This is a genomic window from Actinoplanes sp. NPDC051470 (assembly GCF_040682035.1).
GTDB lineage: Bacteria > Actinomycetota > Actinomycetes > Mycobacteriales > Micromonosporaceae > Actinoplanes.
This window is the reverse complement of the sequence record NZ_JBFBAA010000040.1, coordinates 81,954-97,101: the sequence shown is the minus strand read 5'-3', so window position 1 is coordinate 97,101 and position 15,148 is coordinate 81,954. Positions and strand designations below refer to the sequence as shown.

Annotated in this window: 14 protein-coding genes; 6 read left to right on the top strand and 8 right to left on the bottom strand. The window is 71.3% G+C overall.

Annotated elements, in window-relative coordinates; translation table 11 throughout:
- Positions 1 to 1,484, bottom strand: a 1,484-nt coding sequence (locus tag AB0M54_RS42415; protein ID WP_364478025.1) for a TPM domain-containing protein, incomplete at its 3' end; no start/stop codon positions are given.
- 280 nt (positions 1,485 to 1,764) lie between these two features.
- Here AB0M54_RS42415 and AB0M54_RS42410 point away from each other — a divergent pair.
- Both AB0M54_RS42410 and AB0M54_RS42405 read left to right on the top strand, forming a co-directional pair.
- Positions 1,765 to 2,850 (top strand): S-(hydroxymethyl)mycothiol dehydrogenase, encoded by a 1,086-nt coding sequence (locus AB0M54_RS42410; RefSeq protein WP_364330346.1) that lies wholly within the window; start codon positions 1,765 to 1,767, stop codon positions 2,848 to 2,850.
- Complete coding sequence (locus AB0M54_RS42405; RefSeq protein WP_364478022.1) at positions 2,850 to 3,431, top strand: MBL fold metallo-hydrolase; 582 nt, start codon at positions 2,850 to 2,852, stop codon at positions 3,429 to 3,431. The genes AB0M54_RS42410 and AB0M54_RS42405 overlap by 1 nt, the downstream gene beginning before the upstream one ends.
- Before the next feature lie 3 nt (positions 3,432 to 3,434).
- Here the strand turns inward: AB0M54_RS42405 and AB0M54_RS42400 are convergent, their stop codons facing one another.
- Together AB0M54_RS42400 and AB0M54_RS42395 are read right to left on the bottom strand one after the other, a co-directional pair.
- The gene (locus AB0M54_RS42400) at positions 3,435 to 4,781 is read right to left on the bottom strand and encodes a trehalase family glycosidase (protein WP_364478018.1); all 1,347 of its coding nucleotides are present in this window, start codon (positions 4,779 to 4,781) and stop codon (positions 3,435 to 3,437) included.
- Positions 4,782 to 4,919: 138 nt separating this feature from the next.
- Positions 4,920 to 5,990: a DNA polymerase ligase N-terminal domain-containing protein gene (locus tag AB0M54_RS42395; RefSeq protein ID WP_364478015.1), complete on the bottom strand. Its 1,071-nt coding sequence runs from the start codon at positions 5,988 to 5,990 to the stop codon at positions 4,920 to 4,922.
- Between the two features lie 66 nt (positions 5,991 to 6,056).
- Here AB0M54_RS42395 and AB0M54_RS42390 point away from each other — a divergent pair, with 66 nt between their 5' ends.
- Entirely contained in the window at positions 6,057 to 6,725 is a 669-nt protein-coding gene (locus AB0M54_RS42390; protein ID WP_364478012.1) for a helix-turn-helix transcriptional regulator, read from the top strand.
- Positions 6,726 to 6,784: 59 nt separating this feature from the next.
- Here AB0M54_RS42390 and AB0M54_RS42385 read toward each other — a convergent pair whose 3' ends face one another.
- Positions 6,785 to 7,174 carry a VOC family protein gene (locus AB0M54_RS42385; RefSeq protein WP_364330332.1) on the bottom strand — a complete coding sequence of 130 codons (390 nt, stop codon included), beginning with the start codon at positions 7,172 to 7,174 and terminating at the stop codon, positions 6,785 to 6,787.
- Positions 7,175 to 7,315: 141 nt separating this feature from the next.
- On the opposite strand from AB0M54_RS42385, the gene AB0M54_RS42380 reads away from it, so the two are divergent.
- From AB0M54_RS42380 to AB0M54_RS42370, 3 genes are all read left to right on the top strand, one after another.
- Positions 7,316 to 8,425, top strand: coding sequence for an FAD-dependent monooxygenase (locus tag AB0M54_RS42380; RefSeq protein WP_364330329.1), 1,110 nt, complete (start codon positions 7,316 to 7,318; stop codon positions 8,423 to 8,425).
- A 123-nt stretch (positions 8,426 to 8,548) separates the two neighbouring features.
- Positions 8,549 to 10,309 (top strand): cytochrome c oxidase subunit I, encoded by a 1,761-nt coding sequence (ctaD, locus tag AB0M54_RS42375; protein ID WP_364330326.1) that lies wholly within the window; start codon positions 8,549 to 8,551, stop codon positions 10,307 to 10,309.
- A 125-nt stretch (positions 10,310 to 10,434) separates the two neighbouring features.
- Positions 10,435 to 11,100: a uridylate kinase gene (locus AB0M54_RS42370; RefSeq protein ID WP_364330323.1), complete on the top strand. Its 666-nt coding sequence runs from the start codon at positions 10,435 to 10,437 to the stop codon at positions 11,098 to 11,100.
- Positions 11,101 to 11,119: 19 nt separating this feature from the next.
- On the opposite strand, the gene AB0M54_RS42365 is transcribed toward AB0M54_RS42370, so the two are convergent.
- The 4 genes from AB0M54_RS42365 to AB0M54_RS42350 all read right to left on the bottom strand — a co-directional run bounded on the left by AB0M54_RS42365 (position 11,120) and on the right by AB0M54_RS42350 (position 15,145).
- Entirely contained in the window at positions 11,120 to 11,359 is a 240-nt protein-coding gene (locus AB0M54_RS42365; protein ID WP_364478009.1) for a hypothetical protein, read from the bottom strand.
- Positions 11,360 to 11,836: 477 nt separating this feature from the next.
- Positions 11,837 to 13,207, bottom strand: coding sequence for an MFS transporter (locus AB0M54_RS42360; protein WP_364478006.1), 1,371 nt, complete (start codon positions 13,205 to 13,207; stop codon positions 11,837 to 11,839).
- 69 nt (positions 13,208 to 13,276) lie between these two features.
- Positions 13,277 to 13,858, bottom strand: coding sequence for an isochorismatase family protein (locus AB0M54_RS42355; protein WP_364478003.1), 582 nt, complete (start codon positions 13,856 to 13,858; stop codon positions 13,277 to 13,279).
- A gap of 9 nt (positions 13,859 to 13,867) precedes the next feature.
- Positions 13,868 to 15,145, bottom strand: a complete 1,278-nt coding sequence (locus AB0M54_RS42350; protein ID WP_364330311.1) for a nicotinate phosphoribosyltransferase — start codon at positions 15,143 to 15,145, stop codon at positions 13,868 to 13,870.
- Between the last annotated feature and the right edge of the window lie 3 nt (positions 15,146 to 15,148).

The following is a 15,148-nucleotide window of genomic DNA, read 5'->3' as shown; positions in this document are numbered from 1 at the left end:
GCGGCGGCGAACGCGGCGCCCGCCGTGCCGGCCGCGTCGGCGGTCCCGGCGGCCTGGCTGGCCGCCGCCTGGGCCGCGGTGGCGCTGGTCAGGGCGGCCCGGCCGGCGGCGACCTCGGCCTCGACCTCCATGATCAGGGCGTCCGCCGACTTGCGCGCGGCGTCATGGTCGGCGACGGCCTGGTGCACGGCCGCGATCAGCAGCTCGGCCTGGTCGACGGCCTGCTCGGCCGCGCGCACGGCGAGCGCGGCCTCGGCCCGGCCCCCGCCCGGCGCCGTATCGCTCCCGCCCGCGACCACGGTCTCGTTTCCGGCGGCCGGCTCGTTTGCGGCGGCCGGGTCGCTGTCGAGCGCGGTGTGGGCCCGGGTCAGGGCCGTCGCCGCGAACGCCAAGCTCTCGGCGGCCTGGTCGACGTTGGTGCTGACGGCGGTCACGGCCGGCCCGGCGTACCGGGAAGTCAGGGTTTGCCGGGCCGTCGTCGCGGCCGGCAGCGTCGTGGCGACCTCGGCCCGGCGCCGCTCCACCTCGGCCGCCACCTCCGCCGCGCGTCCCTCCAGGTCACGCAGCTCGTCGAAGGCCTCCGACTCGGCGTCCAGGCGGGCGTCGGCGTCCCGGCAGCGCTTGATGATCTCGTTGAGCGTGCGCCGCCGGGTGACCAGGTCGGGGCCGGGCGACTCGTCCAGCGTCATCCGCAGCCGGAACGCCTCGGCCACGTCCTGCCGGGAGGCCTCCAACGCCGCCCGGAACCGCTCGGTCGCCTCCGGACCGTACTGGCCGGTGGCCATCTGCAGCTCGCGCTCGCTCGCCCGCAGGTCGTCGTCCAGCTCGAGGAGCAGCGCGTTCGCCTCGGTGGTGAGGTCTTCCACGGTCGGCCCGGCCGGCGCCTCGGGTTGCGCGGACTGCGGCCGGTCGGCCACCGCGGCCCGCCGCCGGCGGATCACCACCCAGGCGATCGCCCCGCCCAGCACCAGGACGAACACGATCAGCACCCAGATCAGCGTCGTCGACCCGGACGACGTGGCCGCCTCGCGGTAGCCGTCCGCGGCGGCGACCACCGCGCCGGACCAGTCGCCGCGGCTCAGGGCGGGCTCGATCTTCCCGGTCGCCACGTCGTCGAGCTCGGCGTCGGTGATGCGGGCGTCGGCGGGGAACGAGACCTGATAGTTCCGGTCGGCGGTCGCCACCGCGAGCAGCGCGTCCCGATCGCCGAGGTCGCTCAGCCGCACCGTCTCGTCGGTCCAGTCCTCGGCCGGCGTGCCGTCGAAGGACTCGACGAACACCACGAACAGCTGGATGCCGGTGTCGGTCTGGAGCCGGGCCAGCGCCGCGTCGGCCGTGGCGCGTTCGCCGCCCAGCGCCCCGGCCCGGTCGACCACCTGGGTGGCGAGCCGGAAGGGCTGGTCGGCCTGCGCGGGCGCGGGCGGCAACAGCACGGCGGCCAGCGCCACCAGGGCCAGCAGTCCGCGCCGGAACGTCTGAGTCACCAGCTCAACCTAAGGCCTGCCCCATCACCCGGCCAGGGCTGCGGCGTGGCCCAGAGCGCGCCTGACGGCAGCCGCGGGACGCCGACATACAACACCGGTATGACGGCGTTCCGCGGCCGACGTCAGCCACACTCTGGACCTCGCCTCGCACTTGGCCGGGTGATGGGGCAGGCCTTGGATGGGCCCACAGATCGACGCGAAGCCCCTGTGGATAACTCGGGACCCATGCGCGATCCGTGATTGGATTCAAGCGCCGGTTCCGAAGGAAAGGTGGTTCGTCGTGAGTCAGCAGGTTAAGGGTGTCATCTCCCGGGCCAAGGGCGCGCCGGTCGAGGTGACCACGATCGTCGTGCCCGACCCCGGTCCCGGCGAGGCGGTGGTCAAGGTGCAGGCGTGCGGCGTCTGCCACACCGACCTGCACTATCGCGAGGGCGGCATCAACGACGACTATCCGTTCCTGCTCGGCCACGAGGCGGCGGGCATCGTCGAGTCGATCGGCGAGGGCGTGACCGACGTCGAGCCGGGCGACTTCGTGGTGCTCAACTGGCGTGCCGTCTGCGGCACCTGCCGGGCCTGCGCCAAGGGCAAGCCGTGGTACTGCTTCAACACCCACAACGCGAAGCAGAAGATGACCCTGGAAGACGGCACCGAGCTGTCGCCGGCCCTGGGGATCGGCGCGTTCGTCGAGAAGACGCTGGTCCACGCGGGCCAGTGCACCAAGGTCGACCCGAAGGCGCGCCCGGCGGCGGTGGGCCTGCTCGGCTGCGGCGTGATGGCCGGCATCGGCGCGGCGATCAACACCGGCGGCGTGGGCCGTGGCGACTCGATCGCGGTGATCGGCTGCGGCGGCGTGGGCGACGGCGCGATCGTCGGCGCGGCGCTGGCCGGCGCCACCACGATCATCGCCGTCGACACCGACGACCAGAAGCTGGAGTGGGCGCGCAAGTTCGGCGCCACCCACACGATCAACGCCAAGGGCGCCGACGTGGTGGCCGAGGTGCAGAAGCTGACCGGCGGCTTCGGCGCCGACGTGGTGGTCGATGCGGTGGGCCGGCCCGAGACCTACAAGCAGGCGTTCTATGCCCGCGACCTGGCCGGAACCGTGGTCCTGGTGGGCGTACCGACGCCCGAGATGACCATCGAGCTGCCCCTGCTCGACGTGTTCGGGCGCGGCGGGGCGTTGAAGAGCAGCTGGTACGGCGACTGCCTGCCGACCCGCGACTTCCCGATGATCACCGAGCTCTACCTGCAGGGCCGGGTCGACCTGGACGCGTTCGTGACCGAGGAGATCCGGCTCGACCAGGTCGAGGACGCCTTCGGCAAGATGCACCAGGGCGGCGTGCTCCGCTCGGTGGTGATCTTCTGATGCGGGTCGACCACGGCGTCACCAACGGGACGTTCTCGCTCGACGGGCACACGTTCGAGGTGGACAACAACGTCTGGGTGGTCGGCGACGACGACACCTGTGTGGTGATCGACGCTCCCCACGACATCGACGGGATCCTGAGCGTGGTCGGCGGCCGGCGGGTCACGGCGATCCTGCTGACCCACGCCCATGACGATCACGTACGGGTGGCGCCCCGGCTCGCCGAGGCCACCGGGGCGCCGCTGCACCTGCACCCGGCCGAGGAACCGCTGTGGAAGCTGACCCATCCCGACCGCCCGATGCCCGAGCCGCTGGCCGACGGGCAGGAGATCGCCGGCCTGACCGTGCTCCACACGCCGGGTCACAGCCCGGGGTCGGTCTGCTTCTACGCGCCCGACCTGGGCTGTGTGTTCACCGGGGACACGCTGTTCCACGGCGGACCGGGCGCGACCGGGCGGTCGTACAGCGACTACGACACCATCGTGACGTCGATCCGCGAGCGGCTGCTCACCCTGCCGACCGCGACCGTGGTCCACACGGGCCACGGCCGCGACACGTTGATCGCCAACGAGACGGTCTGATCGTCAGGCGGCCGCCGCGTACGCCCGCACCGACTTGTCGGCCAGCAGGTCGAGGGTGAGCGCGGCGGTCCAGCTGAACTGGCCCGCCCCGATGCCCTCGCCGGTGTTGGGGTGGAAGTACTCGTAGTGCCCCGACCGGTGCACCAGGCGCAACATCGAGGTGCGCAGGTCCTCGGCCTCGTCGGCGAAGCCGTGCCGGGCCAGGCCACGGCGCAGCAGCCAGTTCACGTTGATCCAGATCGGCCCGCGCCAGTACCGCAGCGGGTCGAAGCCGGGCGCCGTGCGGTCGTAGCTCGGCACCGGCAACGTGGTCTCGCCGGGCAGCCCGAACCGGGCCGACCGGGCCTCGGCCAGGATCGCCTTGGCGTACTCGGACGGCAGGCCGGGCAGGATCAGCGGCAGCAGCCCGGTCACGCAGTGGGCGGGGCTGAGCGTCCCCGTACGCACGTCATGGGCCTTGAAGGTCTGCGCGCTCGGGTCCCAGAGCCGGTCCACGATCGCCGCGGTGATCGCCCGAGCTCGGGCCTTGTGCACCCCGGGGTCGGCGCCGACCACCTTGGCGATCTTGGCCAGCGCCACCTCGGCCGCGCCCAGGATCGAGTTGAAGCCCGGGCACTCGACCACGAAGTCGTGCCGCCGGGCCAGCTCGTGATCCGAGTAGCCGGACTCCTTGTAGGCCACCACGAGATGCATGTAGCGGGCGTAGTCGAGGTGGGTCGGCCGGTGTGTGGCGTCGGCGACATCGAGGTCACGGCGGTGGAAACGGCGGAGCAGGTCGAGGTCGGCCGGCACGCGTGACATCGCGGAGTCCCAGGCCGGGCTGTTGTCCACGCCCGACTCCCACGGGTGGACCAGGCTGGCCAGCCCGCCGCCGCCCGCGTCCCGCCGGGCGGTCAGGTATTCCTGCTGCCGGACCAGGCGCGGGTAGAGCCAGGCCAGTTCCTCGGTGGCCTGCTGGGCACAGGCCGCGCCGTGTGACGTGGAGCGGCGGTAGACCTCCCACGCCGCGATCGCGTGCATCGGCGGCTGGACCAGGCTGGTGCTCCCGCGCGCGGGCCGGCTGGCGTAGGCCGGCACGTCCCAGAAGCTCGGGCCGGGGAAGTAGTCACCCTCGGGCACGGCGGGGTCGAAGACGATGTGGGGCACGCGGCCGTCCGGCCACTGCGCCTCGAAGAGGCTGCGCAGGTCGCGCCAGGCGCGGGCCGGGTTGTAGTAGGCGAGTCCGATCGCGATGAAGGCGGCGTCCCAGCTCCACTGGTGTGGGTAGAGGAGGCGGGACGGGACCATGTGGTCGTTCGACCAATTGGCATCGAGAACGTGGACGGCGGATTTCCAGAGTTCGGCAGACATCACGTTGTTCACTGGTCGGGTCGTCGGGCTGGCTGTAGCTAGATGCATCTCAACATAGACCCTTCCCGCCGTAACATCGTCGTCATTCCCTTGTCATCGGCTGGTCATACCTCGGCTGCAGAGAAATACCGGCCCGGGTCAGGGGGAGATCAACAACCAGTCCCGGCTTCGCCGGCCGGGGAGGTACACGGAATCGAGGCGTTTCGCCACCACGCCGGGGAGCCCTTGAGTCGTGGCCGCGTCCAGCGCGAACGCGCCGCCGCCCGGGAAGAACGGCGGCGTCTGCCAGTGGTCGCCGGCCACACCCAGATCCTCGAGCAGTTCCCGTCGCTGGGCGTAGCCGACCGCCTCGACCGTGCTGTGGCCCTCCAGCCAGAGCAGGTCGTACGCCAGGAACTGCACCGGCGCCCGCTCGGACTGACGCTTCGCCGCGCCGGCGTCCTTGGGTTCGGTCCGCTTGGCCAGCAGCGCCGTCGACGGCGTGGTCCCGTCGAACGCCACGATCTCGCCGTCCAGCACGGCCTCGGTGGGCGCCATCGCATCGCCGAGCGGGCGCAGCTCCGGGTACCAGGCCGTGACGTCGGTCGCGCGGTCGTCGAGCAGCTTGAGCCGGCCGCCGGAGACGAACGCGATCGTGCGCCGCCCGGCCCAGCTCAGCTCGTACCCCCAGGCCTCGTCGTCGGGTGGAAGCCCGGCCCGCCGCGTGGCCGTCATCGGCGCGATCACCTCGGGCATGCTCTCCCAGCCGGGCTCCGGCGGATCCATCCGCCGGACCATCCAGTCCTTGCCGCCGGTCTGGAAGAAGACGTAGCGCCCCGCGGTGCGGTCGCCGTGGAACGTGACGCTTATCTCGTCCGAGCGCCATTTGTCGGTTTCGTAGGTGCCGGTGTCGTGGATGAGCATCCGGCCGCCGCCGTACTCGCCGGCCGGGATCTCGCCGTGGAAATCGAGGTACTCGAGCGGGTGGTCCTCGGTGTGTTTGGCCAGGTTGTTGCGCTTCTGGTCGCGGGGGAGGCCGCGCGGGACGGCGAACGAGACGAGGACGCCGTCGCGTTCCAGCCGGACGTCCCAGTGCAGGGCGCGGGCGTGGTGCTGCTGGATGACGAAGCGGTTCTCGAGGGCCTTGGCCTCGGGTTTCGCCTCAGGAACCGGTTCCGGGGTGCGCTTGGCATCCCGCTTGCGGCGGTATTCGTCGAGGCGGTCGCTCACGGTGGTGATTGTCCCGCGCGCCGCGCCGCGGAGGAAATTGTCGTACGTGTGTGCCAGGGTCAGGTCATGTACTCGGAACGACCCGCCGACGGTCTGCCACAGGTGATCGCCTGGCGCTCGCTCAGGCCGCCGGGTGGTCGCCAGACGCGGGTGCTGCCCGACGGCTGCATGGACCTGATCTGGCACGAGGGCGAGGTGTTCATCGCCGGGCCCGACACCGCCGTGCAACATCATCCTGCCCGCGTCCCGGGCCAGACCTTCGGGCTGCGGTTCGCGGCGGGTACGGGTCCCCAGGTGGTGGGCGTGCCGGCCGACGAGTTCACCGACCGGCAGGTCCCGCTCGACCAGGTCTGGTCGCCGGCCGAGGTGCGCCGCGTCGCCGAGTCCCCGACGCCCGATGAGGCTCTCCGCGCGGTCGCCATGGCCCGCTGGCGGCCGCCCGACCCGGCGTTGGTCGAGGTCGCGGCGCGGGCGCGGGCCGGGTGGCCGGTCGACGCGATCGCCGAGCGACTCGACCTCAGCGCGCGACATCTGCAGCGCCGGGTCAAGACCGCCTTCGGGTACGGGCCCAAGATGCTGACCCGCATCCTGCGCATGCAGCGGGCGCTCGCGCTGGCCCGCGACGGCATGCCGTTCGCCTCGGTGGCGGCGCTGGCCGGCTATGCCGATCAGGCCCACCTGTCGCGTGATGTCCGGGCGCTGGCCGGCGTGCCGCTACGCTCGCTGGTCACGTGACCCGCGGCTTCGCCTGAGCCGCGGCTCACCCTGATCCATGGCTCACCCTGATCTGTGGCTCACCTGGTCCAGGCGAAAAGGTCGACGATCCGGCCGTCCGGGTCGGTGATCTGGGCGTACCGCTGGCCCCAGGGTGCGTCCCACGGTTCTTTGTGGCTGGCGTAACCGGCCTTGACCAGGTCGGTGTGCACGGTGTCCACCTCGGCCGCGGTGTCACAGAGGAAGGCCAGGCCGCCGGCGCCCTCGGGCATCGGCGTCCACTCGGGATCGAGTTCCTTCAGAGAGGCGTACGAGTCGAACATCAGCCGGATGCCGCCGGGCAGAACCGCCTCGGCGTGCGGGCCGGCGTCCTGCTCGGTGGGAATGTCCAGGCCGAGCGCACGGTAGAAGGCCAGGGTCGCCGGCAGGTCCTCGGCGGCCAGGCCGATCGCGTTGAAAGTAGGAGCCATGACCATGACACTACGAACGGTGTCGTCTGTCCGTCTTGAACAAATCGGACGCCGACTTGATCGCGGGTTCCCCGCCCCGGTGGCGGCGGGTAGTGTCTTGGCTCCGACGCGTGTCCATCTCTCCTCGGAGGCGTTGCTCCGATGACCATGCGCATCCTCGTCGTCGGCGCCGGTATCGCCGGTCTAGCCGCGGCCAGGGGCCTGCGGGTGGCCGGCTTCCGGCCCGACGTGGTCGAGGAGCTGCCTGCCTCGATGCTGCCCGGCGCCGGGATCTACCTGCCCGGCAACGCGACCCGGGCGCTGCGTGTGCTCGGTCTCGACGCGCCGCTGCGGCCGCTCGGCGACCTCATCTTCCGGCAGGTCTTCTGCGACTCGACCGGCGGTCAGCTCTTCGAGCTCGACGTCGCGGCGCTGTGGGCCGGCGTGGGCGAGTCCCGGGCCCTGGCCCGGGCCGAACTCCAGCAGGTGCTGCTCACCGGCGTGGGTGGCGAGGTGCGCTACGACACCGCGGTCACCGACCTGCACATCGTCGACGGCGCCGCCAAGGTCGAGTTCTCCAGCGGCCAGATCGCCGAGTACGACCTGGTCATCGGGGCCGACGGGCGGCGCTCCGCGGTCCGGGCCAAGGCCGGTCTGGGCGGGCCGGCGGTGTCCACCGGCCAGATCGTCTACCGCAGCGTGGTCAACGGCGGTCCCCAGCTCAGCGACTGGACCGCCCTGCTGGGCGAGCGGTCGTCGTTCACCGTGATGCCGATGGGCAGCCGGCGGCTGTACTGCTATGCCGACGAGACGCCCGAGCCCGGCACGCCCAACCCGGACGACCCGCGGGCGAGGCTGCGCGAGCTGTTCGCCGGTTTCGGCGGCCCGGTGCCGGCCATCCTCGACGCGGTCGAGAAGGTGCAGGTCGCCCGGACCGACGAGGTGGTGCTCGAGCGCTGGTCACGCGGGCCGGTGGTGCTGGTCGGCGACGCCGCGCACGCCACCGCGCCGACGCTCGCCCAGGGCGCGGCCATGTCGTTCGAGGACGCCGTCGTGCTCGGCGAGGTGCTGCGCGCCACGCCCGACGACATCCCGGCCGCGCTGGCGGCGTTCGAGGAACGCCGGCGGCCCCGGTGCGAGCAGGTACGCACGAAGACCCGGGAACGGGACGAGACCCACGACGTGCCGCCCGCCGAACGTGACCCGATGCTCCGCAGCCGCGGCCAGGCGATCTTCGCTGATCAGTACCGGGAGCTCGTGCAGCCCCTCTGACGGCACGCCGGGGTTTGGTCACCCCGCGCCCGGGAAGACCGGACGGGGGACTATTCTGCCTGCGAGGCACGCCTTTTCCTTCTGGCGTACTGAGAGGGACGAACGAGACACCGGAGGCTATTCGTGACGACCGTCGCGCCTAAGCCGATCGTGACCCGGCCCTGGCCGGTCCGACCCCAGGTCAAGGGTTCGGCGATCGCGCGGATCCTGCGCACGACGGATGCGAAGCAGATCGGGATCATGTACATGATCACGGCCTTCGTGTTCTTCCTGCTGGGCGGCCTGATGGCGCTGCTGATGCGCGCCGAGCTGGCCCGTCCCGGCATGCAGTTCCTGTCCCCTGAGCAGTACAACCAGCTGTTCACCATGCACGGCACGATCATGCTGCTGTTCTTCGCGACGCCGATCGTGTTCGCCTTCGCCAACTTCGTGGTGCCGATCCAGATCGGCGCGCCGGACGTCTCGTTCCCGCGGCTGAACTCGTTCGCGTACTGGCTCTACCTGTTCGGCGGCACCATCGCGATCGGCGGGTTCCTCACGCCGGGCGGCGCGGCCGACTTCGGCTGGTTCGCGTACACACCGCTCAGTGATGGTCTGCACTCGCCGGGCGTCGGCGGCAACATGTGGGTGGTCGGCCTGGCGATCTCCGGCCTCGGCACCATCCTCGGTGGCGTCAACATGATCACCACGATCCTGACGCTGCGCGCCCCCGGCATGACGATGTTCCGGATGCCGATCATGACCTGGAACATCTTCGTGACCAGCCTGCTGGTCGTGCTGGTGTTCCCGTTCCTGGCCGCCGCGCTGTTCGCGCTCGCCGCCGACCGCGTGCTCGGCGCCCAGGTGTTCAACGTCGAGACCGGCGGTCCGATGCTGTGGCAGCACCTCTTCTGGTTCTTCGGCCACCCCGAGGTGTACATCGTGGCGCTGCCGTTCTTCGGCATCATCACCGAGGTCATCCCGGTGTTCAGCCGCAAGCCGGTGTTCGGCTACAAGGGCCTTGTCTCGGCGACCCTGCTGATCGCGGCGCTGTCGATGAGCGTGTGGGCCCACCACATGTTCGTCACCGGCCAGGTGCTGCTGCCGTTCTTCAGCTTCCTGAGCTTCCTCATCGCCGTACCCACCGGCATGAAGTTCTTCGTCTGGATCGGCACCATGTGGCGCGGCCAGATCAGCTTCGAGACCCCGATGCTGTTCGCCATCGGCTTCCTGGTGACGTTCCTCTTCGGTGGCCTGTCGGGCGTGCTGCTCGCCGCCCCGCCGATCGACTTCCACGTGTCCGACTCGTACTTCGTCATCGCGCACTTCCACTACGTGCTGTTCGGCACGATCGTGTTCGCGGTGTTCGCCGGCATCTACTTCTGGTTCCCGAAGATGTTCGGGCGAATGCTCGACGACCGGCTCGGCAAGGTGCATTTCTGGCTGACGTTCATCGGCTTCCACGCCACCTTCCTGGTGCAGCACTGGCTGGGCACCGAGGGCATGCCGCGCCGGTACGCCGACTACCTGCCGTCCGACGGCTTCACGTTCCTGAACACGTTCTCGACGATCGGCTCGTTCGTGCTCGGCGCGTCGACGCTGCCGTTCCTCTACAACGTCTGGAAGTCGTACAAGGTCGGCGAGCTGGTGACCGTCGACGACCCGTGGGGCCACGGCAACTCCCTGGAGTGGGCCACGTCCTGCCCGCCGCCGCTGCGCAACTTCGACCGCATGCCGCGCATCCGCTCGGAGCGCCCCGCATTCGACGCGAAGTTCCCCGAACTGGCCGCCGGCGCCAGCGTGGCCGGCCCACCCGAGGGCGGCTCCCGCCCGCTGACCAGCGAATCCGACGGCGGAGCGACCTACCAGGAAGACCTGGGCAGCAACGTCGGCGAAAAGAAGTAGCGCCCTCCCGATCCCCGATACGGCCCGCCGGCTTCCCGGCGGGTCGTTTCGCGTCACGACCCCCAGCTAGTGGCGGGCGCGCATATGGTCGGCTCGACACGGCGACCTTCAGACGGGGGCAGGACATGGACCGCGATGAGGTGGTCGGCCGACTGGCTGAGGCGGTCGGGTCGGTCACGGTTCCGCACCCGACTCGGGTTGCCATCGACGGGCCGCCCGCCGCCGGCAAGACCACGCTTGCCGACGAGGTGGCCGTCGTGTTGCGCACGCGGGGCCGCGACGTCATCCGCGCGACGATCGACGACTTCCTCTTTCCGCGGGCCCAGCGCTATCCGCGCGGTGAGTACTCGGCCGAAGGCTGCTACTTCGACACCCACGACTACGACGCGCTGAACCGGATGCTGCTCGATCCGCTCGGCCCGATCGGGGATCGACGCGTCCAGGACGCGGTCCACGACCGGGCAACGGATACTGCGATTTCCCCGCCGGTCATGACTGTCGCCGCCGACGCTGTGCTGCTCTTCGACGGGGTCTTCCTCATGCGCCCGGAACTGGTCGACCGGTGGGATCTGCGCGTCTTCGTGTCGACGGCGCTCGAGAAGACCGTGGAACGGGCCGTGATCCGGGAGCGCCGGGTGTCAACCCGGGCCGAGGTCGAGCGGCGCTGGCGTGAGCGTTACATCCCCGCCCAACAGCTCTACTTTGCTGCGGTACGCCCGGCCGATCACGTCGACATCATCGTCCACAACGACGAGCCCCAGCAGCCGGTGTGGGAAACCCGAAGACGCTGACGAGCGGCCGGGGGCCGATTCAGGGGCGGAGGGCGTTGAGGAAGGTGTCCAGGTTGGCGGCCAGATTGTGCAGGTGGGCCAGGGCGCTGGTCACCTCGGCGGCGCCCAGAGGGGTGTCGGGGCGGCGGGTGGCGTTGTAGTCGAGCCAGCCGCCCAGGCCGCCGATCCAGCCGGCGAAGACCCAGGGCTCGGCGGGGATCTCGGCGCCGGTCGCGTCGAGGTAGGCGCGGATGATTCGGGTGAAGCGGGGCGGGTCCACGTGCGACCAGTCCAGGGCGAAGCCGACGGCCTCGTGGGCCAGGGCGATCGGGCCGGCCGCGTCCCAGTCGACGGCCAGCAGGGCGCCCTCGGGGGTCAGCAGGGTGTTGGGCTGGTCCAGGTCGCGGTGGCTTGACGATCATTCGCTTGACCGCGAAAGCGCCGTCGGCGGTGACCACCCGCCAGAGCTCGTTGGAGAGCCCGCCGGTCACCTGTTCGGGCTCGCCGGTCAGCCGGCCCAGCCCGAACGCCTCCGCCACCCGCTCGATCGCCACCTCCCGATCCTCGCCCGTCCGACGCCCGCCATTCAGGCCCTTTTCCCGTCACGCTCGATCAGCTGCAGCCGGTGGTCGGCTCGCTCGGCCGCCCGGCAACCACGGTCGTGGGCCTACACCTGCCTGGCGCACCAGTGCCCCGGTCCAGTCCCGTGGAAGCGCCCGCCCCGACCTGAAGGACGCGCGGCGCGGCGCGGCGGGGCTTAGCGCAGCGGGGCGGTTTCGGCGGGCGAGGCCGGGTCTGGCGTGACGGGAGGGCCGGAGGCGGAAGGCTCGGCGGCGGCAGGGTCGGCGGCGGGAGGGGCGGCGGCGGGAGAGTCGGCGGCGGAAGGGTCCGCGGCGGTCGGGTCCGCGGCGGAAGGGGGCGGAGTGGGGGCGGGGGAGAGTGGCTCGGCGGCGGCGGTTCGGCGGCGGCGGCGTTCGGCGGGGAGGACGGCCAAGGCCACCACGACGCCGATGGCGCCGACGGCGGCGAAGCCCCACGGTGGGGACTGCCAGTCCATGACCACGCCGGCCAGGGGAGCGCCCAGGGCCACGCCGACCGTCAGGGCCGAGTTGTGCCAGCCCAGGGCCTCGCCCCGGGCCGCGGCGGGGATCATGCGGCTGACCGCGTCGGCGGTGGCGGTGATGGTGGGCGCGCAGAGGGCGCCGGCGGGCAGGATGAGCAGGGCCAGCAGCCACCAGTGGTCGCCGCCCAGGCCGACCGGAATGGTCAGCACGGCCATGGGGGCGAACAGCAGCAGGGGCGGCAGGCCCTTGCGGATCGTGCCGTAGAGGAAGCCGCCGACCAGGGAGCAGGCGGCCCAGATGCCCAGCACGGCGCCGGTCCAGGCGATCTCGCCGGACTCGCGGAGGACCGCCACCACGGCCACGTCGGTGCCGCTCAGGACCAGGGTCGACGCCGCGGTGATGGCCAGGACGCCGATCAGGCGCGGGGTCAGCCACTGGCTGCGCGGGATGCGGGCGGCGTCGGCCGACGGCGGGGCCTCGTCGTGGGCCCGGATCGGCGGGTTCAGCAGGAACAGGCCGACGCCGGAGATCAGGATGCCGCTGCCCACCGCATACATGGCCGTGTGGGCGCCGGCCGTGGTGGCGATCAGGACGCCCAGGGCGGGACCGGCCATGAAGCTCAGCTCGGTGGTGATCGAGTCGAGGGCGAAGGCGGGGAGGCGATGGGACTCGGGGGCCAGGGCGGCGATCGACTGGCGGGCCACGGCGAACGCCGGCAGGGCCAGGAAGCCGCCGATCAGGGCGGCGACCAGCAGGGCCCAATAGGGCATGTGGGGCGCCGAGAACCAGAACATCACCTCGGCCACGGTGGTGAGCACCAGCACCGGGCGCAGCCCGCGCCGGTCGGTGACGCGGCCCATCACCGGCGCGCCGAACGAGCCGCCGACCGTGAAGGCCGTGCCGACCAGGCCCGCCAGGAAATAGCCCAGCCCGAGATCTTGCACCACGTGCAGCGTGATGGTCACCGCGCCGGCGGTGATCGGCACACGGGCCAGCGTGGCCACCACCAGCAGCGACTTGATGCCGCGAAGGGCGAGGGTCTCTCGGTAAGGCGTGAGTGTCATGACGGTCCTAACCTCCGTCAGACATCCTCTCGGGTCGGTACGACAAGTTTCGAGCGAGTTAGACGGGGATCACGTCACGTCGACAACGGGCGTGCCGGTCGTCGCGACCCCGGCCGCCGCAAAAGCGTTGAGCGCAGAGGAAGTAGTCGATGGAGCCACCCCGGCGGTCAGTTCCAGCAGCACGGTTGTGGCGAACCCCGCGGCCGAGGCATCGAGCGCGGTCGCCCGTACGCAATGGTCGGTAGCGATTCCCACCACCTCGACCTCCGTCACCGAGCGGGAGCGCAACCAATCGGCCAGGCGGTCCCCGGTGGAGGTCAGACCCTCGAAGCCGGAGTACGCGGCCGCGTGCGCGCCCTTCTCGAAGACCGCCTCGATGCGGGAGGTGGCGAGTTCGGGATGGAACTCGGACCCGGGCGTGCCGACCACGCAGTGGGCCGGCCACGAGTCGACGAAGTCGGGATGGTCGCTGAAGTGGGCGCCCGGGTCGACGTGGTAGTCCTTGGTCGCCACGACGTGGTCCCAGCGGTCACCGGCGCGGTCGAGCACCAGCGAGATCCCGGCGGCCACGGCAGCGCCACCGGACACCGCGAGCGAACCGCCTTCACAGAAGTCGTTCTGCACATCAACAATGATCAACGCGCGGGTCATCAGGTCCCCCTAGGCGATCGTGACCGGAATGGCGGGGTCGCCCGCGGAGAGCTTAAGGCCCTCCCACGGGATCGAGATGAGGCATTGACGGAGATGTTCGCGTCCCTCGGCCAGGGTGGGCGCGGGCAGGACGTCGCCGCCCGCGATGAACGCGCGCTGGAGCAGGCGGTCGTTCACCTCATGATCGGGTACGCCCTGGGAGACCACGATCTCCTCGGTGGCCGTACCCGTCGGCTTGTGGCGCCGCACGGCGGTCTTGCGCCCGCCCACGGTCGCCTTGTTCTCGGACCGCTTGACCACCGGCCGCCCCTCGACCTCGACCAGCTTGTAGACCAGACCGGCGGTCGGCGCCCCGGAACCGGTGACCACGGCCGTGCCGGCGCCGTAGATGTCCACCGGCTCGGCGGCCAGCGAGGCGATCGAGTATTCGTCCATGTCGCCGGAGACGACGATCTTGGTCTCCGTGGCGCCGAGCGAGTCGAGCAGCTCACGAGAGTGTTGGGCCAGCACCGACAGGTCGCCCGAGTCGATGCGTACGGCCCGCAGGTCGGGCCCGGCCACCGCGATCGCGTTGCGGATGCCCTGGGCGATGTCGTACGTGTCGACCAGCAGCGTGGTGTTCTTGCCCAGCGCGGCCACCTGGGACGCGAAGGCGGTCGCCTCGTCGTCGTGCAGCAGCGTGAACGCGTGGGCCGAGGTGCCGGTGGTCGGAATGCCGTAGGTTCCGCCCGCGGCCAGGTTGGAGGTGCTGGCGAAGCCGGCCAGGTACGCCGCCCGCGCCGCGGCCACGGCGGCGCTCTCGTGCGTACGCCGGGAACCCATCTCGATGATCGGACGCCCGCGCGCGGCAGTGACCATGCGGGCCGCCGCGGCCGCGATCGCGCTGTCGTGGTTGAGCACGGACAGGATGAGCGTCTCGAGCACCACGCACTCGGCGAACGTGCCGGAAACGGTCAGGATGGGTGATCCGGGGAAGAACAACTCACCCTCGGCGTAACCGCCGATGTCGCCGGTGAAGCGGTAGTCGCGCAGCCAGGCGATGGTGTCCTCGTCGACGATCCGGGCCGACCGCAGGAAGTCCAGCTGGGCCGGCTCGAACCGGAAGTCGCGGATCAGGTCGATCAGCCGCCCGGTGCCGGCGACCACACCGTACCGCCGGCCGGTCGGCAGCCGGCGCGCGAAGACCTCGAAGACGCTGCGCCGGGCGGCGGTGCCGTCCCGCAGCGCGGCACTGACCATGGTCAGCTCGTAGTGGTCGGTCAGCAGCGCGGTCGCATAGTCCTTCACCAG

Excerpts from the sequence above, each read along its gene's own strand:
- AB0M54_RS42405 (WP_364478022.1), top strand. The coding sequence starts at position 2,850 with ATGCGGGTCGACCACGGCGTCACCAACGGGACGTTCTCGCTCGACGGG.
- AB0M54_RS42400 (WP_364478018.1), bottom strand. The coding sequence starts at position 4,781 with ATGTCTGCCGAACTCTGGAAATCCGCCGTCCACGTTCTCGATGCCAAT.
- AB0M54_RS42390 (WP_364478012.1), top strand. The coding sequence starts at position 6,057 with ATGTACTCGGAACGACCCGCCGACGGTCTGCCACAGGTGATCGCCTGG.
- AB0M54_RS42385 (WP_364330332.1), bottom strand. The coding sequence starts at position 7,174 with ATGGCTCCTACTTTCAACGCGATCGGCCTGGCCGCCGAGGACCTGCCG.
- AB0M54_RS42380 (WP_364330329.1), top strand. The coding sequence starts at position 7,316 with ATGACCATGCGCATCCTCGTCGTCGGCGCCGGTATCGCCGGTCTAGCC.
- AB0M54_RS42370 (WP_364330323.1), top strand. The coding sequence starts at position 10,435 with ATGGACCGCGATGAGGTGGTCGGCCGACTGGCTGAGGCGGTCGGGTCG.
- AB0M54_RS42360 (WP_364478006.1), bottom strand. The coding sequence starts at position 13,207 with ATGACACTCACGCCTTACCGAGAGACCCTCGCCCTTCGCGGCATCAAG.
- AB0M54_RS42355 (WP_364478003.1), bottom strand. The coding sequence starts at position 13,858 with ATGACCCGCGCGTTGATCATTGTTGATGTGCAGAACGACTTCTGTGAA.